Genomic DNA, 23,597 nt, shown 5'->3' with positions numbered 1-23,597 from the left:
CATGGCTTCGCGGCACCAGACCGACGACCCCAACCCGGGTGACCACATCGCCGCCCCGCCGGCGCCCGAGCGCCCCGACCAGCGCGACCACGAGCCGCCCCGGGTGCTTCGCCTGCGGATCGCGGCCTGGGACGTCATCTGCACGGTCACGCTGCTGGTGCTGCTCCTGGTCCTCGCCACGGCGACGAACTGGCCGGCGCGGCTCTTCGGCTACCTCGGGAAGGTCTGCCAGGGCGAGGACTGCGGACCCGTCCCGTTCGGGATCGACTACTACATTCACCCGGTTGTGTGGGGCGGCATCGGCGCGGCGATCGCCGCGGCCGGAATCGGCCCGTTCGTTTCCCTCCTGAAGGGCTGGTACATGTCCTTCTGGCCGGTCCTGTCGCTCGTCCTGCTCATGGTCGCCTCGGCGGCCGGCTTCATCCTGACCACCTTCAGCGAGCGCTACTGGCTCTGAGCCGGGCGCGCCGTTTCCACCCAGATCGACGGCAGCGCGGAAAAGTGCGAGTGTGCGTCGCGCTGACGTCGACTTCGGCGCGACCGGGTCAGTGGCGCACGACTGAGACCCAAATCACAACGGGGCGCACGCGATTGGGGCGGCCAGTCACCGTCCGGTCACGTTACGACAAATAATCCTTTCCGAACCTCACCAGGCGTTTTCCGCCGGCCACTTCTGTTGTAAAAGTGTCTGTAGTGACTGGTGTGAATTCCGGCAGGCCGACCGGGTTCATCGCCAAGCGTCATGCAGCGGCGCAGGGCCCCGACGGGGAGGCCTTCACCGCCTGCACTAGCGGCCGCCGCGCGAAGTCACCGCGACGGAGGCCCAGGACCCAAGAAGGTGGGAACCCCATGAAACGCATCTCCGCTTTCGCGATCGGTCTCGCGATGCTGGTGGCCCCGTTGGCCACCGCCAGCATCGCGACGGCCGACCCCGGCACCCGGTCGATGGACTACCAGCAGGCCGCCGACATCGTCGTCATGCGCGGTCTTTCGCAACGCGGCGTGCCGTTTTCCTGGGCCGGCGGCGGCGTCACCGGCCCCACCCGCGGCAAGGGCACCGGCGCCATGACCGTCGGTTTCGACGCCTCGGGCCTGATGCAGTACGCCTACGCCGGCGCCGGGATCAAGCTGCCGCGTTCCTCCGGTGAGATGTACCGGCTGGGCCAGAAGGTGCTGCCGCAGCAGGCGCAACGCGGCGACCTGATCTTCTACGGCCCCGAGGGCACCCAGAGCGTCGCGATGTACCTCGGCAACAACCAGATGCTCGAGGTGGGCGACGTGGTCCAGGTGTCGCCGGTGCGCGCCAATGGGATGACGCCCTACCTGGTCCGGGTTCTCGGGGTCCAGCAGACGCCGTTCCAGCAGGCACCGCTGCAGCAGGTCCCCACCCAACAGGCACCCCTGCAGCAGGCGCCGGTCCAGCAGGTCCCGACCCAACAGGCACCGCTGCAGCAAGCACCGGTCCAGCAAGTCCCGACCCAACAGGCACCGCTGCAGCAGGCCCCGGTCCAGCAGGCGCCCGTGCAGCAGCTGCCCCTGCTGCAGCAGCCGCAGCAGGCGCCGGTGCAGCAGTCGCCCTACGGCATCACGCGGTAGCCCTCAGCCGGGGCCGTTTCGCCCCGCCGAACACCCGCCACTTGCTCCCCTGAACAGGCTCGCCGGAAGGCCGGCCGCCAGGAGCGGGTGGCGGTTTTCGGTTAAGTTGGCGGTTGACCATGCAGACCCTGTCGCCGCCTCGTCCACCGGTTGCCGCCGCACCGGTGCCGGCGCGTGCGGCCGGGTTCTACCGCTACGACCTCGACGGGCTGCGCGGGATCGCGATCGCGCTCGTCGCCGTGTTCCACGTCTGGTTCGGGCGGGTCTCCGGCGGGGTGGACGTTTTTCTCGCGTTGTCCGGGTTCTTCTTCGGCGGGAAGATCCTGCGCGCCGCGCTCAACCCCGATGTCCCGCTGTCGCCGCTTTCCGAGGTGACCCGGCTGATCCGCCGCCTGCTGCCCGCCCTGGTGGTGGTCCTGGCCGGCTGCGGACTGCTGACCGTCCTGGTGCAGCCCGAAACCCGCTGGGAGACGTTCGCCGACCAGAGCCTGGCCAGCCTCGGCTACTACCAGAACTGGGAGCTGGCCAACTCGGCGGCGGACTACCTGCGCGCGGGTGAGGCCGTCACCCCGCTGCAGCACATCTGGTCGATGTCGGTGCAGGGCCAGTTCTACGTCGCCTTCCTGCTGCTGGTCGCCGGCTGCGCATTCCTGCTGCGCCGCCCGCTCGGCCCGCACCTGCGGACCGGGTTCCTGCTGCTGCTCGGGGTGCTGACGCTGGCCTCGTTCGTCTATGCCACCGTCGCCCATCAGGACAACCAGGCGCTGGCCTACTACAACAGCTTCGCGCGGGCCTGGGAGTTGCTGCTGGGCGCGCTCGTCGGCGCCGTCGTGCCCTACGTCCGGTGGCCGATGTGGCTGCGCACCGCCCTCGCCACGGCCGCGCTGGCGGCGATCGTGTCGTGCGGCGCTCTCATCGACGGCGTCAAGGAATTCCCCGGCCCCTGGGCGCTGGTCCCGGTCGGGGCCACCATGCTGATGATCCTGGCCGGGGCGAACCTACCGGCCGGCGCGCATAACCGGATGCCGCTGCCCAACCGGATCCTGGCGGCGGGACCGCTGGTGGCGCTGGGCGCGATGGCCTACTCGCTGTACCTGTGGCACTGGCCGCTGCTCATCTTCTGGCTGTCCTACAGCGGCCACCGCCACGCCGGCTTCGTCGACGGCGCTGCGGTCCTGCTGGTCTCCGGGGCGCTGGCCTACCTGACCACCCGGCTCGTCGAGGATCCGCTGCGTTACCGGACATCCAGCGCGTCCCCGGCGACCGAGCCGAGGATCCCCCCGGTCCCCTGGTCGCTGCGCCTGCGCAGGCCGACGATGGCGCTGGGATCGATGGTGGTGCTGCTCGCCGTCACGCTCACGGCGACGTCGTTCACCTGGCGTCAGCACGTCACGGTGTTGCGCGCCGCGGGCAAGGAGCTCAGCGTCCTCAACCCGCAGGACTACCCGGGCGCGCGCGCCCTCACCGAGCACGCGCGGGTCCCGGCGCTGCCGATGCGACCCAGCGTGCTGGAGGTCAAGGACGACCTGCCGATCTCGACCCGGGACGGCTGCATCAGCGACTTCGTCAACCCCGCGCTGGTCAACTGCACCTACGGCGACGTCGAGGCCACCCGCAGCATCGCCCTGGCCGGCGGGTCGCACGCGGAGCACTGGCTGCCCGCGCTGGACCTGCTGGGCCAGCTGCACCACTTCAAGGTGGTCACCTATCTGAAGATGGGCTGCCCGTTGTCCACCGAGGAAGTCCCGCTGATCATGGGCAACAACGCCCCGTACATGCAGTGCCGGGAGTGGGTCCAGCGGACGATGACCAAGCTGGTCACCGACCGTCCCGACTACGTGTTCACCACGACGACCCGCCCGTGGAACATCAAGGCCGGCGACGTGATGCCGGCGACCTACATCGGCATCTGGCAAACGTTGTCGGACAACAACATTCCCATCCTCGGCATGCGAGACACCCCGTGGCTGGTCAAGAACGGCAAGCCGTTCGACCCGGCGGACTGCCTGGCCAAGAAGGGCGGCAGCCCCGATTCGTGCGCGGTCAAGCGCTCCGACGTGCTGGCCGATCGCAACCAGACGCTCGACTTCGTCACACAATTCCCGTTGCTGAAGGTCCTCGACATGTCGGACGCGATCTGCCGCGCCGACGTCTGCCGCCCCGTCGAGGGAAACGTGCTGATCTACCACGGCGCGCACCACCTGTCGCCCACCTACGTGCGGACGATGACCAACGAGCTGGGCCGCCAGATCGGGGCCGGCACCGGTTGGTGGTGACAGGCCGCCGCGCCCGGGCGCGGATAAGGTCAGATGATGCCTACGAAGAAACCAGGCTCGGGCAAAGCCGCCGCCGCACGCGATGCCGGCACGGCCCAACCAAGACTGGCCACCGTTTGGCCGGGAAATCCTTACCCGCTCGGCGCCTCCTATGACGGGGCGGGCACGAACTTTTCGCTGTTCTCCGAGATCGCCGACAAGGTCGAGCTGTGCCTGATCGACGGCGACGGCAGCGAGTCGCGCATCCCGCTGGATGAGGTCGACGGGTTCGTCTGGCACGCCTATCTGCCGAACATCGTCCCGGGCCAGCGCTATGGCTTTCGGGTGTACGGGCCCTTCGACCCGGCGGCCGGGCACCGGTGTGACCCCAGCAAGCTGCTGTTGGACCCGTACGGCAAGGCCTTTCACGGCGATTTCCAATTCGGGCAGGCACTGTTCTCCTACGACCTCAAGGCCGTCGACCCAGACGGCCCGAACGCCGACGGGCTCGATCCCGGTACTCCGCCCATGGTGGACTCGCTCGGCCACACCATGACCAGCGTGGTGAGCAACCCGTTCTTCGACTGGGGCTCCGACCGGGCCCCGCTCACCCCATACCACGAGACCGTCATCTACGAGGCCCACGTCAAGGGCATGACGCAGACCCATCCCGGCGTCCCCGAGCAGCTTCGGGGCACCTACGCCGGGCTGGCCCACCCGGTGGTCATCGACCACCTCAAGTCGCTCAACGTCACCGCCATCGAGCTGATGCCCGTTCACCAGTTCATGCACGACTCGCGACTTCTGGACCTGGGGCTGCGAAACTACTGGGGCTACAACACCTTTGGCTTTTTCGCCCCGCACAACCAGTACGCGGCCAACCGCACCGCCAGCGTCGCCGAGTTCAAGTCCATGGTGCGCAGCTTCCACGAGGCCGGCATCGAGGTCATCCTCGACGTGGTGTACAACCACACCGCCGAGGGCAATCACCTCGGCCCCACGATCAACTTCCGCGGCATCGACAACGCTGCCTACTACCGGCTCGTCGACACGGACCTGCGGTTGTACAAGGACTACACCGGCACCGGCAACAGCCTGAACCCCCGTCACCCGCACGTGCTGCAGCTGATCATGGACTCGCTGCGCTACTGGGTACTCGAGATGCACGTCGACGGGTTCCGCTTCGACCTGGCCGCCACGCTGGCCCGCGAGCTGCACGACGTCGACCGGCTGAGCGCGTTTTTCGACCTGGTGCAGCAGGATCCGGTGATCAGCCAGGTCAAATTAATCGCCGAGCCGTGGGACGTCGGCGAGGGGGGCTACCAGGTCGGAAATTTCCCGGGTTTGTGGACCGAGTGGAACGGGAAGTATCGCGATACTGTGCGCGACTACTGGCGGGGCGAACCCGCGACCCTGGGCGAGTTCGCCTCCCGGCTGACCGGGTCGTCGGACCTCTATGAGGTGACCGGCCGGCGCCCCAGCGCCAGCATCAACTTCGTCACCGCCCACGACGGGTTCACGCTCAACGACCTGGTCTCCTACAACGAGAAGCACAACATGGCCAACGGCGAGGACAACCGCGACGGCGAAAGCCACAACCGGTCGTGGAACTGCGGCGTCGAAGGTCCCACCGACGACCCCGAGATCCTGGAGCTGCGCGGCCGCCAAATGCGCAACTTCTGGGCCACGTTGCTGGTCAGCCAGGGCACGCCGATGATCGCGCACGGCGACGAGTTCGGCCGCACACAGAGCGGCAACAACAACGTCTACTGCCAGGACTCCGAATTGTCTTGGATGGACTGGTCATTGGTCGAAAAGAACGCGGATCTGCTGGCGTTCGCGCGCAAGGTGACCACCCTGCGCAAGAACCATCCGGTGTTTCGCCGGCGCCGGTTCTTCGAGGGCGAGCCGATCCGAAGCGGCGACGAGGTACGCGACATCGCCTGGCTGAATCCGAGTAGCCGCGAGATGACGCACGAGGACTGGGGCGAGAGCATTCACAAGTGCGTGGCGGTGTTCCTCAACGGCGACGCCATCACCGCACCCAACGCCCGCGGCGAGCGCGTGGTCGACGACTCGTTCCTGTTGTGCTTCAACGCCGGCGAAGACCGGGTCGAGTTCGTGATGCCGCCCGAGGACTATGCCCAGGAGTGGACCGTGGAGCTGGACACCAATCATCCCGCCGGTGAGGCGGATCAGGTGGTCAGCGCCGAAGAGAAGGTCTCGCTGCCCTCACGTTCGCTGCTGATCCTTCGTAAGACCCTGTGACGCATGACCTTTCCCGTCCTGTCCACCTACCGGCTGCAGTTGCGTGGTGAGTCCAGCGGGTTCGCGTTCACCTTCGCCGACGCCGAGAACCTGCTGGATTACCTCGACGAACTCGGCGTAACGCATCTCTACCTCTCTCCGGTGCTGACCGCCGCCCGGGGGTCGAACCACGGCTACGACGTCACCGATCCCACCACGGTCGCACCGGAGCTGGGCGGCGCCGACGGCCTGGCCCGGCTGTCCGCGGCTGCCCGGTCGCGCGGCATGGGCCTGATCGTCGACATCGTGCCCAACCACGTCGGCATCGACGACCCCGAGCAGAACGCGTGGTGGTGGGACGTACTGCGGCACGGCAGGGGCTCGCAGTACGCGGCGTTCTTCGACATCGACTGGGACCTCGACGACGACGGCCGAATTGTGCTGCCAATACTGGGTTCCGACGACGACGCGGCCGACCTGAAGGTCGACGGCGACCGGCTGCGGCTCGGCGATCTGGCGCTGCCCATCGCCCCGGGCACCGCGGAGGGCAGCGGCCCGCAGGTTCACGACCGCCAGCACTACCGGTTGGTGGGCTGGCGCAACGGGGTCACCGGCTACCGGCGCTTCTTCTCGATCACCTCGCTGGCCGGGCTGCGGCAAGAGGACCGCGAGGTGTTCGACGCCAGCCACGCCGAAATCGCCCGCTGGTTCGACGAGGGACTCGTCGACGGCGTGCGCATCGACCACCCCGACGGATTGTCCGATCCCTGCGGGTATTTGGCCCGACTGCGCGAGCTGCTCGGGCCCGACGCGTGGATCGTCATCGAGAAGATCCTCGCCGTCGACGAGGCCCTCGAGCCGACGCTTCCGGTCGCCGGCACCACCGGCTACGACGTGCTCCGGCAGGTGGGCGGCGTCTTCGTCGACCCGGCCGGGGAGGAGGCGCTCACCGCGCTCGTCGACTCGGCGGGGGTGGATTACGGCGCCATGCCCGCGCTGCTCGCCGAGCTGAAGGTTCGCGCCGCCACCCAGACCCTGGGCAGCGAGCTGGCCCGGCTGCGACGGGCGGTCGCGGCGACGGCGGGCACCGATCACCCGCTGCTGCCCGACGCGATCGCCGCGCTGCTCACCCACATCGGCGTCTACCGCAGCGACTACCCCAGCCTGGTCGCCCTGCTGCCCACGGCGTTGGCCGAAACCCAGGCCCAGTCACCGCAATTGGGGCCCGCGCTGCAGGTGCTGGCGGCCGCATTGGCCGAGGGCGGCGAGCCCGCGACCCGGCTGCAGCAGCTCTGCGGCGCGGTGACCGCCAAGGCCGTCGAGGACTGCCTGTTCTACCGCGACGCCCGGCTGGTCTCGCTCAACGAGGTGGGCGGCGAACCGCACCGCTTCGGCGTCGGCCTGGCGGAGTTTCAGCAGAGCGCCGCCGACCGCGCCCGGTTGTGGCCGCACACGATGACGACGCTGACCACCCATGACACCAAGCGCGGCGAGGACGTGCGGGCCCGCATCGGCGTGCTGTCCCAGGTGCCGTCACTGTGGACCGAGTTCCTGGCCCGCTGGGAGGTCCAGGCGCCCTCGCCCGATCCCGCGACCGGACAGTTCCTGTGGCAGAACATCTTCGGGGTGTGGCCGGTCAGCGGCCAGGTGACCGGGGAACTGCGCGCCCGGCTGCACGCCTACGCCGAGAAGGCCATCCGGGAGGCGGCCTGGCACACCTCGTGGAACGACCCAGACACCGCCTTTGAGGACGCGGTACACCGCTGGCTGGACACTATCCTCGACGGCCCGGTGGCCGGTCAGTTGACCGAGCTTGTGGCCCAACTCAATCCGCACGCCGCAAGTGACGCGCTCGGCCAGAAGCTGCTCGCGCTCACCGTGCCCGGGACACCGGACGTCTACCAGGGCACCGAGTTGTGGGACGACAGCCTGGTCGACCCCGACAACCGGCGCGCCGTCGACTATGCCGCCCGCCGCGCCGCCCTGAAAGACCTGCAGCATCCGAAGATTCGCGTCGTCGCCACGGCGCTTCGGGTCCGCCGCGCCCGCCCGGAGACGTTCCTGCGGGGGGCCCATCGGCCGGTGCTCGCCGAAGGCGATGCCGCCGACCACGTGGTGGCGTTTCGCCGCGGCGACGACGTTCTGGTCGCGGTGACCCGCTGGACAGTCCGGCTGGCCGAAAAGGGCTGGGGCAACACCGTGGTGCCGCTGCCCGAGGGCACCTGGACCGACGCCATGTCCGGCGCCGTGGCCAGCGGGGCGACGTCGGCCGCCCAGTTGTTCTCGGACCTGCCCGTCGTCCTGTTGGAACGCCGGCATGACTGAATTCCGGGTCTGGGCGCCCAAACCCGCGCGGGTGCGCCTCGACGTCGATGGCGCCGTGCACCCGATGACACCGTCCGACGACGGCTGGTGGCACGCGGACGTCGATGCGTCGCGGGGGGCGCGTTACGGGTACCTGCTCGACGACGACCCCACGGTGCTGCCCGACCCCCGCTCGCCCCGCCAGCCCGACGGGGTGCACGAACGCTCGCAGCTGTGGGACCCCGCCGACGCCGCCTGGACCGACGACGGCTGGGCCGGCCGGTCGGTCGAAGGGGCGGTGATCTACGAGATGCACGTCGGTACGTTCACCGCCGGCGGCACCTTCGATTCGGCCCTCGAAAAGCTGGGCTACTTGGTCGATCTCGGGGTCGACTTCGTCGAGCTGATGCCGGTCAACTCCTTCGCCGGCACCCACGGCTGGGGGTACGACGGCGTGCTGTGGTACAGCGTGCATGAGCCCTACGGCGGACCCGACGGCCTGGTCCGGTTCGTCGACGCCTGCCACTCGCGCGGGCTGGGGGTGCTGATCGACGCGGTGTTCAACCATCTCGGCCCGTCGGGGAACTACCTGCCGCGCTTCGGCCCCTACCTGTCGTCGGCGAGCAACCCGTGGGGCGAGGGCATCAACATCGCCGACGCCGACTCCGACGAGGTGCGCCGCTACATCATCGGCTGCGCGCTGCGCTGGATGCGCGACTTCCACGCCGACGGCCTGCGGCTCGACGCCGTCCACGCGCTGGTGGACACCACGGCCATCCATATCCTCGAGGAACTAGCCACGGAAACCGACGCGCTGTCAAGCCAACTGGGCCGCCCGTTGTCGCTCGTCGCCGAAAGCGACCTCAACGACCCGCGGTTGATCACCCCGCGCGATCGCAACGGCTACGGGCTGACCGCGCAGTGGGCCGACGACATCCACCACGCCATCCACACCGCCGTGTCCGGGGAGCGGCAGGGCTACTACGCCGATTTCGGTTCACTCGCCACCCTGGCGGAGACGTTGCGGCGCGGTTACTTCCACGCCGGCACCTACTCGTCGTTCCGGCGCCGCCGCCACGGGCGACCGCTGGACACCGCGACCATCCCGGCCACCCGGCTGGTCACCTACACCTGCACGCATGATCAGGTCGGCAACCGGGCGCTCGGCGATCGCCCCTCCCAGAACCTGAGCCCCGGCCAGCTGGCAATCAAGGCCGCGCTGGTCCTCGGATCGCCCTACACCGCAATGCTTTTCATGGGCGAGGAATGGGGCGCGTCGACACCGTTCCAATTCTTCAGCTCGCATCCCGAACCGGAGCTGGCGCGGGCCACGGCCGAGGGACGCAAGGCCGAGTTCGCCGAACACGGCTGGAACGCCGACGACATCCCCGATCCGCAGGACCCGGAGACATTTCAACGCTCAAAGCTGGATTGGGGCGAGGTCGGCGCCGGTGAGCACGCCCGCCTGCTCGGCATTTATCGGGATCTGATCGCGCTGCGGCGCGCCGACGCCGACATGGCCGACCCGTGGCTGCAGCACCTCGTCGTCGAATACGACGAGGCCGAGCGCTGGATCACGCTGCACCGCGGCGGATTACGCATCGCCTGCAACCTGGGCGCCGAGCCGGTGACCGTGCCGGTGACCGGCGAGCTCGTGCTCGCCTGGGGCGAGCCGAAGGTCGACGCCGACAGCGCCAAGCTGCCCGCGCATTCGTTCGCCGTGCTCTCGGTGCGCGAGCAGAGCTGACCGCTCTCAGCGCAGCGATGTCACCTTTAGGTTGGTCATTCGCGCGATGACGTCGAAGTCTGCGTCGCGGTGGACGATGCGGGCACCATGGCGGATCGCGACCGACGCGATGAGGCAGTCGTTGATGCTCCGAATCGTTTTCCCTGCGCGCCGGGCCGCGCGATAGATGTTGGCGGCGGCCCGAAAATCGATCGCGTTGTCCACGCCCAACGAGGGCAAGCCGTTCACGAGCCGCTCGAGCATCACGTAGGCGTCGTCGTTGGTCGCTCCGCTCAGGATCTCCATCGCGATGGGCTCGCACATCGCGATTTGACGCTCTTCGTCGGAGATCAGTCGGCGCACTTCGGTCGCGGCGGCCGAGCCGGTAGCGCGGAAGTATTCGATCCAGGCCGACGTGTCAACGAGGATCATCAGAACGTGGCGGGCCGTTCGCTTCGCAAGTCATCGAGGTCGCCATCCCAGCCGACTCCTTCGAGCCCCAGCAGGAATTCGCGGGTCAAGGGCAGACCCACCAGCCGTCGCAGAGCGAGGTCAACGGCGGCTTTTTTGGTAGAGAGGCCGAACCTCCGCATCACCTCGGCGGCGAGCTCGTCGTCGATGTCGATATTGGTGCGTGACATACACCAAGCGTACACATCGGACCGTGCGTATAGTCGGGATATCGCTTAAACGGCCTAAGTAACGACTGCGTGGAAAGAGGTTCGCGGATGACCCGCACCGAAAACGACACCTGGGATCTGGCGTCCAGCGTCGGCGCGACCGCGACGGCCGTCGCCGCATCGCGCGCCATGGCGTCCCAGGGCCCGGATCCGCTGCTCGACGACCCGTGGGCGGACCCGCTGGTGCGGGCGGTCGGCATCGACACCTTCGTCAAGCTGATCGACGGCGAGATCGGGCCCGCGGAGGACGATCCGGTGCTGAGCCGCCGGACCATGAAAGAGCAGATCGCCGTGCGCACCCGCTTCTTCGACGACTTCTTCACCCAGGCGACCGGCTCAGGCATCAGGCAGGCCGTCATCCTGGCGTCCGGCCTGGACACCCGGGCCTACCGGCTGAACTGGCCGGCCGACACGGTGGTCTACGAGATCGACCAACCCGCGGTCATCGACTTCAAGACGCGCACCCTGGCTGGCCTGGGCGCCGAACCGGCCGCGCAGCGCCGCACCGTCGCCATCGACCTGCGCGACGACTGGCCGGCGGCGCTGGTGGCAGCCGGGCTGGACACCGCACGGCCGACGGCATGGAGCGCCGAAGGCCTGCTCCCCTACCTGCCGCCCGACGCCCAGGACCGCCTGTTCGACAACATCGCCGCGCTCTCCGCACCCGGCAGCCGGATCGCGACCGAACACCTGGACATGCGCAACGTCCCCTCGGACTGGGCGCAACGGCTGACCGAGCGGTCGCGCCGCATCGGCTCCAACATCAACCTGGCCGAGTTGTTCTACACCGGCGAGCGCAACACCGCCGCGGAATACCTCGCCGGGCACGGTTGGCGGGTGGACATCCGCACCACCGAACAGTGCTACGCCGCCAACGGGTTCGAGTTGCCCAACGACGAGCTGAGCCCCTTCGGCCGCAATTCGGGCTACCTGACGGCGACCCTGGCCTAGGGCCCGCCGCGCCAATGCTCGATGCGGTGATGATCCGGCGTGAACCCGTGGTCGACGCCCCACAGCACCGCCTGGGTGCGGCTGGCGACGCCTAGCTTGCGGTAGATCGTCCGAATGTAGGACTTCACGGTGTTGGGACTCAGGTAGGTCAACCGCGCGACGTCGGCATTGCTCTTTCCCTGGGTGATCAGCGCCAGAATCTCCGCCTCCCGGTCGCTGAGCCCCTCGCCGCGTCCGGGCCAGTCCAGGCCGGGTGCGCTGCGGGCGCGCAAGGCCACGTCGCTGATCACCTCCTCGCCGGAATGCACCGCCTCCAGCGCGGCGACCAGCTCGCGCGCGGGCAGCGTCTTGGACAGGTACCCGTGCGCGCCCTGTCGCCGCGCGCTCTCGACGAGATCTGGGTGAAAGTTCCAGGTGTAGACCACAACTCGGTGCGCCCGGGGATTGGCCACCAGGACGGCGATCTCCTCGTGGTCTGATTCCGGCTGGGCAAACGAGTCGTACAGGACGATGTCGACGGTGTCCTCGACGGGCATGGTGGAGTCGAGCTCCGCGATCACGACGCGGTCGCGGTAGGGCTCGAGCATGTTGGCCACGCCCTTGACGACGACGTCGTAGTCGTCGACGAGCGCAACCGTGATGGGCATGCCCCGAACATTACCTACCTAGGGGTGTATTGCTACCGCCCTTAGGGGTGGTCGACTGGACTCAGCGTCGGGGGAAACAGCCTTCATAAAGAGAGGTTTCGTCATGATCATTCTCGGCATCGTCCTGCTCGTCGCGGGATTCCTGCTCAAGATTTCCATCCTGTGGACCATCGGAATCGTCCTGCTGGTCATCGGCGCCATCCTGGCGATCGTCGGTCATACCGGACACGCCGTCGCCGGCCGCCGGCACTACTTCTAGCGAAACCTACGGGCAGGGTCCGCCGCGGATTCGCGTTTGCCCCGGCGGCGCCCGGGTTATTCGACATGAGTACGAGAGGAGCGCGAAATGCCCATCTGGCAATGGATTTTGATCGCTGCCTGTGTCGTCGTCGTGGTCGCCGTGGTGGTTGTCGCGGCGATCGTGGGGAACAGACGTCGGAAATCGCAGCGACTCAGGCAGCACTACGGCTCAGAATACGAGCGCCTGGTGTCGCAGGCCGGAGACAAACAGGCCGCCGAGAAGGAACTGATCGCCCGCGAACGAAAGCGAGAGAAACTCAACATCGTTCCCCTGAAGCCGGCGGCCCGATCGGATTTCAACGTCCGCTGGCAGCAGGTGCAGACCACGTTCGTCGACGATCCGGCGACGGCAGTCGGCGTCGCCGACCGTCTGGTAACGGAGGTCATGTGCGAACGGGGTTACCCGATCGATGATTTCGATCAGCGGGCGGCCGACATTTCGGTCGACCACCCGCAAATCGTCGACTACTACCGCGCCGCGCATGGCATTCACCTCGCGCAGCAGCGCGGTGACGTGAGCACCGAGCAGCAGCGGGAGGCCTTCGTCCACTACCGGGCGCTGTTTGAGAAGTTGCTCGGGGAGACAGCAGACAACGACACATCAAGGGAGAGAAGCGCATGACCACGCACGAACACCCGACCGAGACGACTCAGACGTTCGACGAACCCGCTGGTGTTCCAACGCCATCGGCGAGCCAGGGCTCGGCGTCGCCGGTGTCGAACGACCCGCCGACGGCTTCGACGCAACCGTCACAACCGTCGACCGGCACGCCGTCGGGGATGTCGGGCGGATCCCCGAATGTCGGCGCCGAGGCGGGACGCGGCCGCGAAACCGCCGCGGGCGTTGCCCACACATCCGAGGCGCAGCGTGAGTCCTCAGCGGAGGAAAACCTCTTCGCCGATGACGAACTCGCGGACCTGCGGGCGCGGTGGGCGGGCGTGCAGGCGGCGTTCGTCGACGATCCCAGGGACTGTGTGCAGAAGGCCGACGTGCTGGTCTCGGATCTGGTCGACCAGCTCACCAGTGGCTTCGCGCACGCCCGCTCCAGGCTCGAAGAACAGTGGGCTCGCGGCGAGGAAGCTTCCACCGAAGACCTGCGGGTGGCGCTGATGCACTACCGCGAATTCTTCGAGCGGTTGCTCGCGGTCTGAGCGGGCGGTGCGCACTGCAATGTGACCTGTCGGCGCAGGGGCTGCAATACTGCGTTGTGGATGACGCCCCGCCCGACAAGGCCCCGTTCACCCGTGAGCAGCTGAAGCGGTTCGCCGGTGAGACCCTGCCGGATTTGATATCCGACCGGGTCCGGCTGCTGTTCGTCGGGATCAACCCGGGCCTGAGAAGCGTTGCCGTGCAAGCCCATTTCGCTCCCCGGGGCAATCGGTTCTGGCCGGCGCTGTTCCGCGCCGGCGTTACCGATCATCTGATCGACGCCTCGGCCGGGTTTACACCCGCCGACCGGAACTATTTGTTGGACCTCGGAATCGGCATCACCAGCCTTGTCGAGCGGGCGACCGCGAGCGCGGACGAACTCACTGTCGCCGAGTTCATCGAGGGCAGGAACAGGCTGGACAAAACCGTCCGCGAGTACTCTCCCCGGGTGGTCGCGGTCCTGGGGGTCACTGCCTACCGCGACGCCTTCGGCGACCGCCTGGCGAGGACCGGCATCCAAGTGTCGCCTTACCCCGGAACCGAGCTGTGGGTCCTCCCCAATCCGAGCGGGCGCAACGCCCACGCGTCGCTGCCGAACCTCGCGGCCGCCTACGGCGAGGCCGCCCGCGCCGCCGGCATCCCTACACGCTCGGACGGCCGGTAGCCAGCACCGCCTCGGCGATCGCGTCGGCCAGCGGCTCGATCTCGCGCGCGCCCAAATCGGCGACGGTGACCCGGATCCCGGGTGGGGTGCGAATCCGGAACCGCGCCCCCGGCGCCGCGGCCCAACCCGCGCCGAGCAGCCGGGTGATCGCCACCGTCTCGTCGGGCACCGGGACCCACACGTTGAGCCCGGAGCGCCCGTGGGCGACGACACCGCGCTCGGCCAGCGCGGTGCGAAGTCGCGTCCGGTTGGCGACGTACTGCTTCTCGGCCTCGCCGACGAGGCGCGCTGCCGCGTCATCGGACCACAGGCGGACGGCGAGATCCTGCAACAGGTGGCTCACCCAGCCGGGGCCGAGACGCAGGCGGCCGTGCACGCGCTCGACGGTGCGGTGATCCCCGGCCAGGACGGCGACGCGCAGGTCCGGACCGTAGGCCTTGGACGCCGATCGCACGAACGCCCAGTGGCCGGTCGATCCGGCCAGCGTGTGCAGGGGCGCCCCGGCGATGCCCGCGCAGTGGTCGTCCTCGATGAGCAGCACCTCGTCGGCGCGCGCGGCCAGCAATCCGCGCAGCGCGTCCGCGCGGTCCGCGGACAGCGCCGCACCGGTCGGGTTGTGCGCGCGGGTGGTGACGACCACCGCCCGCACCCCGCGCCCGAGCGCCCGGGCCAGGTCGGCGACCAGCGGGCCGTCGTCGTCGACCCGCACCGGCTCCGCCGAAAGACCAAGGGCGGCAAGCAGATCCAACAGGTTGGCCCATCCCGGTTCCTCCACGGCGACCCGGTCACCCGGGCGCAGGTGCGCGGTCAACGCGCGCTCGATGCCGTCCAGCGCGCCGCTCGTCACCGCCAGGTGATCGGCCGGGACGCCGTCCGCGGCGAACGCCGCCTGGGCGTGATCGACCAACGCGGGCGACATCGCCGGCTCACCGTAGACCAAGGGCCTGGGGCGCGGGACCCGCGCGGAGGCGATCGGCAGCAACGCCGGGTCGGGGTTCCCGCTCGACAGGTCGCGCACGCCGGCCGGGATGTCGAGCCCCAGCAGCGAACGGGGCGTCGTCGCGGGGCGGTGCCGCACCCGGGTGCCGCGCCGCCCCGCGGTCTCGATGGCGCCGCGATCGCGCAGCAGGCGGTAGGCCGCGGCCACGGTGTTGGGGTTCACGCCGAGTCGGCCCGCCAGGTCGCGGATCGGCGGCAGCGCGTCCCCGGGCGCCAGCGCGCCGTGGGAGATGGCCTCCTCGACGTTGGCGGCTATGGATTCCGCGCCCGTCCCCGTATATTGTACTGGCACGAGAATAATTATGTACTAGTACGAAATCAAAGGCAATCCAGTGGACACCGCATACCGCCCGACGGCCCGAACCACGCCCACCCGCTACCGCGAACGCGCGCGCTACGACCGGCCCACCGTCCACGCGATCCTGGACGAGGCCTTGGTCTGTCACCTCGGCTACCAGGGCGCCGGTGGGCCGGTGGTGTTGCCGACGACGCACGCCCGCCTCGGCGAGACCCTCTACCTGCACGGTTCCACCGGCGGCGGCCCGCTGCTGGCCGCCAAGGCGGCACCCGATGGCCTGCCGGTCTGCGTCACCGTCACGCTCGTCGACGGGCTGGTGCTGGCCCGATCGGCCATGCACCATTCGGTGAACTTCCGCTCGGTGGTCGTGCTGGGCGCCGCTCAGGTGGTCGACGATCCCGCGGAGAAGCTGCGCGCGCTGCGCAGCCTGCTCGACCACATCCGGCCCGGGCGCGCCGACGACTGCCGCAATCCCAACGCGCGCGAACTCGCCGCGACCGGGGTGCTCGCGCTGGACCTGGCCGAGGTCTCGGCCAAGGTGCGCGCCGGCGGCCCGGTCGACGATCCGGAGGACAGTGTGTTGCCGCACTGGGCCGGCGTGGTGCCGCTGAGCCTGACGGCGGGAGCGCCGGTGCCGGCCGACGACCTGGAACCCGGCACCCCCGTGCCGGCCTACCTAACCTGAGGGCGCCACCCGCCGCTCGTCGGTCCACCAAGAACCGACCAGCATGACGATGCCCGCCCAGGCGAGGCCCAGCAGCCAGCCGGCCAGCACATCGCTGACGTAATGCACGCCCAGATAAACGCGCGAATACCCGATCACCAGCGCCGAGCCGATCGCCACCGCCCAGACGATCACCCGCCCCGTCCACCCGGTGATCAGCCAGCGGGCGATCATCCAGGCGGAGATGACCATGATCGCCGCGGTTCCGGTGGCGTGCCCGGAGGGAAAGGAATAGCCGTCCGCGGCGACCGCCGCGAATGGCAGGGGTGGTCGCTGCCGGCCCACCAACGCCTTGGCGGTGAAGAGCACCAGTGCCATCCCACCGCCTCCCACCAGAGCGAGCACCACGGGCCGCCACGACCTGCATCGCCAACCGGCGACGACGGAAATCGATAGGGCCAGCGCGGTAAGGAAAAGCGGGTCGCCTCCGGCGGTGACCACGCGCAGCGCCGTGGTGAGCCACAGATCGCGGTGGGTCGCGAGCCAGTGCGCCGCCGGTCGGTCGATTCCGACGATGCCGTCGCCCTCCAGCACGTCGTCGAGCACCTCGGTGAAGCCCACCGCCACCGCCGCCACCACGACCAAGCCCAGGAGCAGCGCGACACCGGCGACCTCGTCGGCCGGCAACCGGCGCGCCAACGGCCATCCCCGCGCACCGATCCTGTCGCGTGCCCAGGTCAGCGCCCGGCGGATCGCCGGGGCGCCGGACAGCCGCGCCCAGAGCCGACGCAACGCAAGCCCGCTCCTACCGACCCAGATCGCCGCCCCCGCCAGCAGTACCAGGAACACCACGGTGCCGGCGCTGACCACGCCGAAGCCGGGTTGACCCATGTTCCCCGGCTACAGGAGGTAGCGGTAGGCCGGCGAACCGGGCTCGAGGGCCTCGACGTGAATTTCGGTCGCCCGCATCCGTGCCATCAGCCCGTCCAGGCCCGCGGCCGAGCCCAGCTCGATCCCGACCAGCGCCTCACCGGTTTCCCGGTTGTTGCGCTTCACGTACTCGAACAGGGTGATGTCGTCGTTGGGCCCGAGCACCTCGTCGAGGAAACGGCGCAGGGCGCCCGGCTCCTGCGGGAAGTCCACCAGGAAGTAGTGCTTGAGACCGAGGTGCACCAGCGAGCGCTCCAGCACCTCGCCGTAGCGCGACACGTCGTTGTTGCCGCCCGAGATGAGGCACACCACCGTGGACCCGGGCTCGACGTTCGCCTCCAGCAGCCCGGCGACCGCCAACGCGCCCGCCGGCTCGGCGATGATGCCCTCGTTCTGATAAAGGTCCAGCATCGCGGTGCACACCGCGCCCTCGTCGACCGTGGTGATCGACACCATGTCGCCGGCGGCGGCCAGCGCCGCGTAGGTCAGCGTCCCGGCCCGTTTCACCGCGGCGCCGTCGACGAACTGGTCGACGTGGTCGAGCGTCACCGGCTCACCGGCGGCCAGCGCCGCCATCATCGCCGCTGCGCCGGCGGGCTCGACGCCGAGCACCGCGGTGTTCGTCGTCCGTTCGGCCAGGTAGGTGGTGATGCCGGAGATGCAGCCGCCGCCGCCCACCGGGACGACGACCAGGTCCGGCTCTGCCTCGAGTTGGTCGAGCAGCTCGAGCGCGATGGTGCCCTGCCCGGCCATGGTGCGCGGGTCGTCGTAGGGCGGCACCAGCGTGGCGCCGGTGCGTTGGACGTCGTCGAGCGCCGCCTCGGCCGCGAGGTCGTAGGTCGACCCGCCCACGATCAGCTCGATGAAGTCCCCGCCGTGGTAGCGAATCCGGTCGCGCTTTTGTTTGGGCGTCTTGGCCGGCACGTAGACGCGGCCGTGCACGCCGAGCGCGCGGCAGGCGTAGGCGAAGCCCTGCGCGTGGTTGCCCGCCGACGAGCACACGACGCCCGCGGCCAGCTCCTCCTCGGAGAGCTGCACCAGCAGGTTGTACGCGCCGCGCAGCTTGTAGGAGCGCACCACCTGCAGGTCTTCGCGCTTGAGGAAGACCTGCGCGCCGGTGATCGCCGACAGCCGATCGCTCAGCTGCAGCGGGGTGGGCGTGACCACGGGGGCGATCCGCTGGGCCGCCGCATCGATGTCTGCCGCGCACAGCGGCGACTCACGCGGGGTCTGGCTCAGTTCAGCGGACACCGATCAATGGTCCCATGCCGCGTTCAGCCGACTGGGCTCAGCACGAACACCGGGATCTGGCGGTCGGTCTTCTTCTGGTACTCGGCGTAGTCCGGCCACGCCTGCACGGCACGCTCCCACCAGGTGGCCTTCTCGTCGCCGAACACCTCGCGGGCGTCGTAATCGCGGGTGACGGTCCCGTCCTGCAGCTCGACGCGCGGGTTCTTCTTGATGTTGTAGTACCAGACGGGGTGCTTCGGGGCCCCGCCGAGCGAGGCGACGACGGCGTACTCGCCGTTGTGCTCGACGCGCATCAGCGGGGTCTTGCGGATCTTGCCGGTCTTGGCCCCGACGGTGGTCAGCAGGATGACGGGCTTGCCCTTGAGCTCGGTGCCTTCGGTCCCGCCGGATTCGGCGTATTTGTCGGCTTGTTCGCGGGACCAATCGAGCGGGCTGGGTGCGTATTCACCTGAAAGTGGCATGTCAACTACTCTAGGCGGCGTTCCCCGCTAGGGCGCCGGGCCCGTGAGATAGCGCGCGAGCACCGGGCGCACCCATTCGGTCAGCGTCGCGTCGTCCATATCCACCAGCGCCGGCACCCCAACGACGTTGCGGGCCATCGCAATTCCCAGCACCTGGGAGCCCACCAGCGCGGCCCGCTCGGCGGCGCGGTCGGGTGTGACGACCGCCAGCGCCGGAGCCACCTGCTCGACGAACACCTCGAGCAGCGCGTCGGCGGCGGCCCGGTTGGTCGCGGCCGCGCGCAGCAGCGGCAGGAAAGACCCGTGCGGGTCCCACACCCTGACGAACAGCGGCACCAGGGCATCCGCCATCCGCTCGGGCGCGACGCCCGAGAGATCGGGAAAGGTGACTTCGAGCCGGGAAACGGCGGCGAACAGGTCCGCCTTGCTGCCGAAGTAATGCATGACCAGGGCGGGATCGACGCCGGCCTCCGACGCGATCGAGCGGATGGTGGTGCGTTCGAAGCCGTGGGCGGAGAACTGGCCGCGCGCGACGCGCTGGATCGTCGCGCGGGTGGCCTTCCCGTCACGGGTCTTGGCGGGCATGGGCGAAATTGTATTCAACAACTGTTGACACGGCCAGCACCGGGGCCTACCGTCGAGTTCAACAACTGTTGAAATCGTCGAGGAGGCCCCGCCATGACCGTCACCGTCATCCAGATCGGACTCGATCCCGAGGTGATCGACTGCTCGTCACCGGATTTCGCCCAATTCCCGGGGCTGTCCAGGGAGTCGCTGCGGGCGGCCAACGACGACAACGTCGCGGGCCTGCGCGCCGCCGGCTATGACGTGGACAACTGCCTGATCGACTTCGGAACGGCGGGCGCCGACAAGGCCCGCCAATGGCTGGAGGCCAAGGCCTACGACGCGGTACTGGTCGGAGCCGGGATTCGCCTTGTGCCCGGCAACACCCTGCTGTTCGAGTCGATCGTCAACGCCGCGCATGCGACGCAGCCCGGCTGTCGCTTCGTCTTCAACCGCGCGGCGGTGTCCACGCCCGGCGACATTCGCCGCTGGTTCCCCGAGCCGGAGGGAGCGGCCCGATGAGCACGGTCGACGTGCTGGTGGTTGGCGCGGGCCCAACGGGGCTGACCGCCGCCGGCGACCTGGCCCGCGCCGGGCGATCTGTCGTGGTGCTGGAACGCTGGCCCACCGAAAACCCGTCGAGTCGCGCGTTCGCCACCATGGCCCGCACCCTCGAGGTCCTCGACGCCCGGGGGCTGGCCGACGACCTGTTGGCGCTCGGGCACCGCGCGCCGGGCGTGAAACTGTTCGCCGGGGCCCGCATCGACCTGACCCACCTCGACTCTCCGTACCCGTTCGTGTTGGTGACCCCGCAGACCAACGTCGACGCGGCGCTGCACCGCTACGCGGCGGGCGAGGGCGCCGACATCCGCCGCGGCATCGAGGTGATCGCGCTCGGCCAGGATGCCGATGGCGTCACCGTCACCGCCCGGCCGAAGGACGACGGCGATCCCGCGCATCAGCAGACCTGGCGGTCGCGGTATGTGATCGGCGCCGACGGCGCCCACAGCAGCGTCCGAGCGTTGCTGGGCGCCGATTTTCCCGGCAAGACGGTGCTGATGTCGATCGTGCTGGCCGACGTCAAGCTCGCCGACGGACCCTCCGACGGAGGGTTGACGGTGGGAGCCACCGGGGACGTCCTGGGGTTCCTGGCGCCCTACGACCGCCACGAAGCGGACGGCTCGTGGTATCGGGCGATGGTGTGGGACCGCGACCACCAGGTGCCTGACCGTGAACCCGTCGACGACGGCGAGATCGTCGACATCCTCACCCGGGCCATGCGCACCGACTTCGGTGTGATCGATATCAGCTGGAAGTCCCGATTCCATTGCGACGAAAGACAAGTCGAGCAGTACCGGCACGGCCGAGTGTTCTTGGCCGGTGACGCCGCGCACGTGCACTCCCCGATGGGCGGCCAGGGCATGAACACCGGCATCCAGGACGCCGCCAATCTGGCCTGGAAGTTGGATGCCGTGCTCGGTGGCGCCGACGACCGATTGCTGGACTCCTACCACGACGAGCGGCACCCGATCGGCAAACGCGTGCTGTTCCAGTCCGGATTGATGGCCCGCGCCGCTACGCTGCATCCGCGGCCGGCCCGGATGCTGCGTAACCTGTTGGCTCCCAGCCTGCTTCGGATCCCTGCGGTGCGAGACCTGGTGGCGGGCAGTTTTGCCGGCACGACGCTGCGTTACGGCCGGCGCGGACTGGTCGGCACGCGGGCCACCCAGATACCCCTGGTCGAGGGACGGTTGACCCAGTTGCTACGCACGGGGGGATTTGTCTTGGTGCGCGAACACGGTGCCGCGCCGGTCGAGGCACCCGGCACACTGCAGGCCGAGCGGGCCGACCAGGGTCCGGCCGTGTTGGTGCGACCCGACGGGTACATCGCCTGGTCGGGGCCGTCGGCCGAGGCACCTGTTCGGCAGGCGAGCGCGGCCGGCACTCCTGCCTACTGAGGCACCTGTGGTGCGATCTTCGGGGCTAGATCTCCCGCCGGTCACCCGTGGCTAGTTCGCCGCCGTCCGGGCCAGCTCCGCGATGGTGTTGACGCGCCTGATGGCGGTGGCGATCTCGTCGGCGAACTCGCGCCGTCGCTGGGCGAGTTGGGGGTCCTCGAACGCGTCCACCAACTCGCGGTGCCGCGCCAGCCGCAGCGCGGTCTTGAACAGCTCCATCGACCGCGACTCGGCGTTGGCGATTCGGCGCTGCAGCTCCCACTGCTTGCCCACCTCTAGACATTCGGTGAGAAACGTGTCCTCGTCAAAAGATTCGTCGTCGTAGGCGGCCAGCCGGTCGGCGACGATGTGGTAGGCGTCCAGGAACGGGCGCAGCACCAGGTGCGCCAGCAGCAGGTCGGCCTTTTCCAGGAGCCCCCGCACGTCTGCCGCGGGGGCGGCCTTGCTGGTGTCCTCCACCCGCCCGATCAGGCGCACCTCGCCGGCCAGTTCCTTCTCGAACTGGGCCCGCGCGGAGAACAAGAACTCGAACTTCAGCAGCTCGCGCAGGCGCAGCGCCTCGTCGCGCACGGTCGTCGGTAGAACCAGGCGGTCCACGGAATTCTCGGCGTCTTCGACCGCGGCGAGCAGTGCCGTCTCGGCGATGGCGCGATCGACCAGGATGTGAATGGCGGTGTTGCGGTAGAACGCCGCGACCAGGTGCTGGTCGGCTCCGATGCCCCAGACGGGTTCCGTGCCGGCGTCGTAGACGCTCACCACGCCCGAGGCGACGAGCTGGTGCAGCGTCCAGCGGATCGTCGAGCGGTTCGTCAGGTCGGCGGCGCCGGCCACCGTCCAGTTCCGCGCGGCAATGTAGCTCGCCAGCGGACGCACGGTGGCCAGCACCTCGCTGATGGACAACGATCGGTCCGCGCCCAGCAGCGCGAGGCTGACCACCGCGGTGGGGGTGACGGGCGTCGCGCGGTTGATCCGGTGCTCGACGTCCAGTGCGATCCGCTCGATTTCGGTGCCGCTGCCGGATGCCGAGGTATCCAAAGCGCGCAACTCCTCCAGGCGCTTGCGCAGCGGCAGCGGTTCGCCGAAGTCCAGGTAGGCGCGCCCGAGCCGCTCGCCCTGCTGTCGCGCCAGCCGGACCAGGAACCGGAAGTCCTCCGGCCGTTTCGTCGCACCGTAGGCTTCGGCGGTCATCGCCTCCACCTCGTGCAACTGGTCGTAGACGATCGAGGTCGGCACCAAATACACCTCGGGGCCGTCGATTTCGTCGACGGCATCGCTGATGTAGCGCAGGATGCCGTACACGGGTGGGCGCAGCTTGCCGGTCCGGGTGCGGCCCCCCTCGATCGACCAGGTGAGGTTGGCGTGGTTTTGCACCAGCTGGGCGGCGTAGGCGCGCAACACGAACCGGTACACCGGAATGTCCTTGGTTTGACGGCGGATGAAGATCGTGCCCGTGCGCTTGGCCCAGGCGCCCATCGGGAAGAAGTTCAGGTTCGCGCCGCCGAAGGTGAGCGCGGGCGAGAGCCGGTTGGCCTGGATCGACTCGGGCAGCAGCAGCCCGTCCAGGTAGGAGCGATGCGAAAAGGCAAACGCCAGAGTCGCTTTGCGGTCCAGCTTGCGCAGCTGGGCGATCTGATCCTCGTCGACGAGGATGTCGTAGGCCCGCATCAGCCAGCAACTGAAGCTCCGCCAGGCCCTGACCGCCCGCTCGTCCAGCGACGGCGCCATCTCGCGCAGGTAGCCGGCCGCCTCGGCGCGCACGTCGTCGCGATCGCGCCCGAGCTCTTCGGCCAGCTTGGCCAGCCGCTCGTTGTACCACGGGGCCGCCAACAGCTCGACCACCTCGTCGGGATCGGTCGGCAACGGCGTCGTCGACTCATCGACAATCCCGGTGCGCTGCAGCAGCTTTCGCACCCCCGTACGACCCATTTCGCGCGCCGACATCACCGGTCCCC

Annotated in this window: 23 protein-coding genes; 14 read left to right on the top strand and 9 right to left on the bottom strand. The window is 69.1% G+C overall.

Translation table 11 applies throughout. From position 1 onward, the window contains the following. Position 1 precedes the first annotated feature (1 nt). The 6 genes from N415_RS17395 (at position 2) to treZ (ending at position 10,149) form a co-directional block, all read left to right on the top strand. Positions 2–457, top strand: coding sequence for a hypothetical protein (locus N415_RS17395; protein WP_068184514.1), 456 nt, complete (start codon positions 2–4; stop codon positions 455–457). Positions 458–849: 392 nt separating this feature from the next. Beyond that, positions 850–1,596, top strand: coding sequence for an NlpC/P60 family peptidoglycan-binding protein RipD (gene ripD / locus N415_RS17390; RefSeq protein ID WP_068184470.1), 747 nt, complete (start codon positions 850–852; stop codon positions 1,594–1,596). A gap of 119 nt (positions 1,597–1,715) precedes the next feature. Next, on the top strand, positions 1,716–3,872 hold the full coding sequence (locus N415_RS17385; protein ID WP_068184467.1) for an acyltransferase family protein: 2,157 nt from the start codon (positions 1,716–1,718) through the stop codon (positions 3,870–3,872). 36 nt (positions 3,873–3,908) lie between these two features. Further along, complete coding sequence (glgX, locus tag N415_RS17380) at positions 3,909–6,119, top strand: glycogen debranching protein GlgX (protein ID WP_068184512.1); 2,211 nt, start codon at positions 3,909–3,911, stop codon at positions 6,117–6,119. Between the two features lie 3 nt (positions 6,120–6,122). After that, positions 6,123–8,423, top strand: coding sequence for a malto-oligosyltrehalose synthase (gene treY / locus N415_RS17375; protein WP_068184464.1), 2,301 nt, complete (start codon positions 6,123–6,125; stop codon positions 8,421–8,423). Continuing rightward, entirely contained in the window at positions 8,416–10,149 is a 1,734-nt protein-coding gene (gene treZ / locus N415_RS17370; protein WP_068184462.1) for a malto-oligosyltrehalose trehalohydrolase, read from the top strand. The genes treY and treZ overlap by 8 nt, the downstream gene beginning before the upstream one ends. Before the next feature lie 6 nt (positions 10,150–10,155). Here treZ and N415_RS17365 read toward each other — a convergent pair whose 3' ends face one another. Both N415_RS17365 and N415_RS17360 read right to left on the bottom strand, forming a co-directional pair. Next, positions 10,156–10,560 (bottom strand): PIN domain nuclease, encoded by a 405-nt coding sequence (locus N415_RS17365; protein ID WP_068184452.1) that lies wholly within the window; start codon positions 10,558–10,560, stop codon positions 10,156–10,158. Further along, the gene (locus tag N415_RS17360; protein ID WP_068184448.1) at positions 10,560–10,769 is read right to left on the bottom strand and encodes a type II toxin-antitoxin system VapB family antitoxin; all 210 of its coding nucleotides are present in this window, start codon (positions 10,767–10,769) and stop codon (positions 10,560–10,562) included. Before N415_RS17360 ends, N415_RS17365 begins: the two co-directional genes overlap by 1 nt. Before the next feature lie 87 nt (positions 10,770–10,856). Here N415_RS17360 and N415_RS17355 point away from each other — a divergent pair, with 87 nt between their 5' ends. Next, entirely contained in the window at positions 10,857–11,759 is a 903-nt protein-coding gene (locus N415_RS17355) for a class I SAM-dependent methyltransferase (RefSeq protein WP_068184445.1), read from the top strand. Here the strand turns inward: N415_RS17355 and N415_RS17350 are convergent. Next, positions 11,756–12,406 (bottom strand): response regulator transcription factor, encoded by a 651-nt coding sequence (locus N415_RS17350; RefSeq protein WP_068184442.1) that lies wholly within the window; start codon positions 12,404–12,406, stop codon positions 11,756–11,758. The two genes, N415_RS17355 and N415_RS17350, sit on opposite strands and share 4 nt — an antisense overlap. Before the next feature lie 103 nt (positions 12,407–12,509). Here N415_RS17350 and N415_RS32285 point away from each other — a divergent pair, with 103 nt between their 5' ends. From N415_RS32285 to N415_RS17335, 4 genes are all read left to right on the top strand, one after another. Beyond that, entirely contained in the window at positions 12,510–12,665 is a 156-nt protein-coding gene (locus N415_RS32285; RefSeq protein ID WP_193376468.1) for a DUF6131 family protein, read from the top strand. A gap of 87 nt (positions 12,666–12,752) precedes the next feature. After that, positions 12,753–13,328, top strand: coding sequence for a hypothetical protein (locus N415_RS17345; RefSeq protein WP_068184438.1), 576 nt, complete (start codon positions 12,753–12,755; stop codon positions 13,326–13,328). Beyond that, positions 13,325–13,858 carry a hypothetical protein gene (locus N415_RS17340; RefSeq protein ID WP_152531443.1) on the top strand — a complete coding sequence of 178 codons (534 nt, stop codon included), beginning with the start codon at positions 13,325–13,327 and terminating at the stop codon, positions 13,856–13,858. The genes N415_RS17345 and N415_RS17340 overlap by 4 nt, the downstream gene beginning before the upstream one ends. Before the next feature lie 56 nt (positions 13,859–13,914). Further along, positions 13,915–14,520, top strand: a complete 606-nt coding sequence (locus N415_RS17335; protein ID WP_068184434.1) for a mismatch-specific DNA-glycosylase — start codon at positions 13,915–13,917, stop codon at positions 14,518–14,520. On the opposite strand, the gene N415_RS17330 is transcribed toward N415_RS17335, so the two are convergent. Further along, complete coding sequence (locus N415_RS17330) at positions 14,498–15,811, bottom strand: aminotransferase class I/II-fold pyridoxal phosphate-dependent enzyme (RefSeq protein ID WP_068184431.1); 1,314 nt, start codon at positions 15,809–15,811, stop codon at positions 14,498–14,500. The two genes, N415_RS17335 and N415_RS17330, sit on opposite strands and share 23 nt — an antisense overlap. 40 nt (positions 15,812–15,851) lie before the next feature. Between N415_RS17330 and N415_RS17325 the strand changes: the two genes are divergently transcribed. Continuing rightward, positions 15,852–16,502, top strand: a complete 651-nt coding sequence (locus tag N415_RS17325; protein WP_068184428.1) for a pyridoxamine 5'-phosphate oxidase family protein — start codon at positions 15,852–15,854, stop codon at positions 16,500–16,502. Here N415_RS17325 and N415_RS17320 read toward each other — a convergent pair. From N415_RS17320 to N415_RS17305, 4 genes are read right to left on the bottom strand one after another with little or no spacing between them, the layout of a single operon-like run. After that, positions 16,494–17,372 (bottom strand): phosphatase PAP2 family protein, encoded by an 879-nt coding sequence (locus tag N415_RS17320; RefSeq protein ID WP_193376467.1) that lies wholly within the window; start codon positions 17,370–17,372, stop codon positions 16,494–16,496. The two genes, N415_RS17325 and N415_RS17320, sit on opposite strands and share 9 nt — an antisense overlap. A 9-nt stretch (positions 17,373–17,381) precedes the next feature. Further along, positions 17,382–18,662 (bottom strand): threonine ammonia-lyase, encoded by a 1,281-nt coding sequence (ilvA, locus tag N415_RS17315; RefSeq protein WP_068184425.1) that lies wholly within the window; start codon positions 18,660–18,662, stop codon positions 17,382–17,384. 23 nt (positions 18,663–18,685) lie between these two features. Then, positions 18,686–19,123 carry a nitroreductase family deazaflavin-dependent oxidoreductase gene (locus N415_RS17310; RefSeq protein ID WP_068184422.1) on the bottom strand — a complete coding sequence of 146 codons (438 nt, stop codon included), beginning with the start codon at positions 19,121–19,123 and terminating at the stop codon, positions 18,686–18,688. Between the two features lie 27 nt (positions 19,124–19,150). After that, positions 19,151–19,708 (bottom strand): TetR/AcrR family transcriptional regulator, encoded by a 558-nt coding sequence (locus N415_RS17305; protein ID WP_068184419.1) that lies wholly within the window; start codon positions 19,706–19,708, stop codon positions 19,151–19,153. Positions 19,709–19,801: 93 nt separating this feature from the next. Here N415_RS17305 and N415_RS17300 point away from each other — a divergent pair, with 93 nt between their 5' ends. After that, complete coding sequence (locus tag N415_RS17300) at positions 19,802–20,209, top strand: hypothetical protein (RefSeq protein ID WP_068184412.1); 408 nt, start codon at positions 19,802–19,804, stop codon at positions 20,207–20,209. Next, positions 20,206–21,645, top strand: coding sequence for an FAD-dependent oxidoreductase (locus N415_RS17295; protein WP_068184409.1), 1,440 nt, complete (start codon positions 20,206–20,208; stop codon positions 21,643–21,645). The genes N415_RS17300 and N415_RS17295 overlap by 4 nt, the downstream gene beginning before the upstream one ends. 51 nt (positions 21,646–21,696) lie before the next feature. Here the strand turns inward: N415_RS17295 and N415_RS17290 are convergent, their stop codons facing one another. Then, positions 21,697–23,586 carry a lysophospholipid acyltransferase gene (locus N415_RS17290; RefSeq protein ID WP_152531445.1) on the bottom strand — a complete coding sequence of 630 codons (1,890 nt, stop codon included), beginning with the start codon at positions 23,584–23,586 and terminating at the stop codon, positions 21,697–21,699. Positions 23,587–23,597: the final 11 nt, after the last annotated feature.

This window comes from Mycobacterium sp. UM_CSW, from assembly GCF_000455205.1.
Lineage (GTDB): Bacteria > Actinomycetota > Actinomycetes > Mycobacteriales > Mycobacteriaceae > Mycobacterium.
Note: the sequence above shows the minus strand (reverse complement) of the source record. Positions and strands in the feature narration are given on the sequence as shown.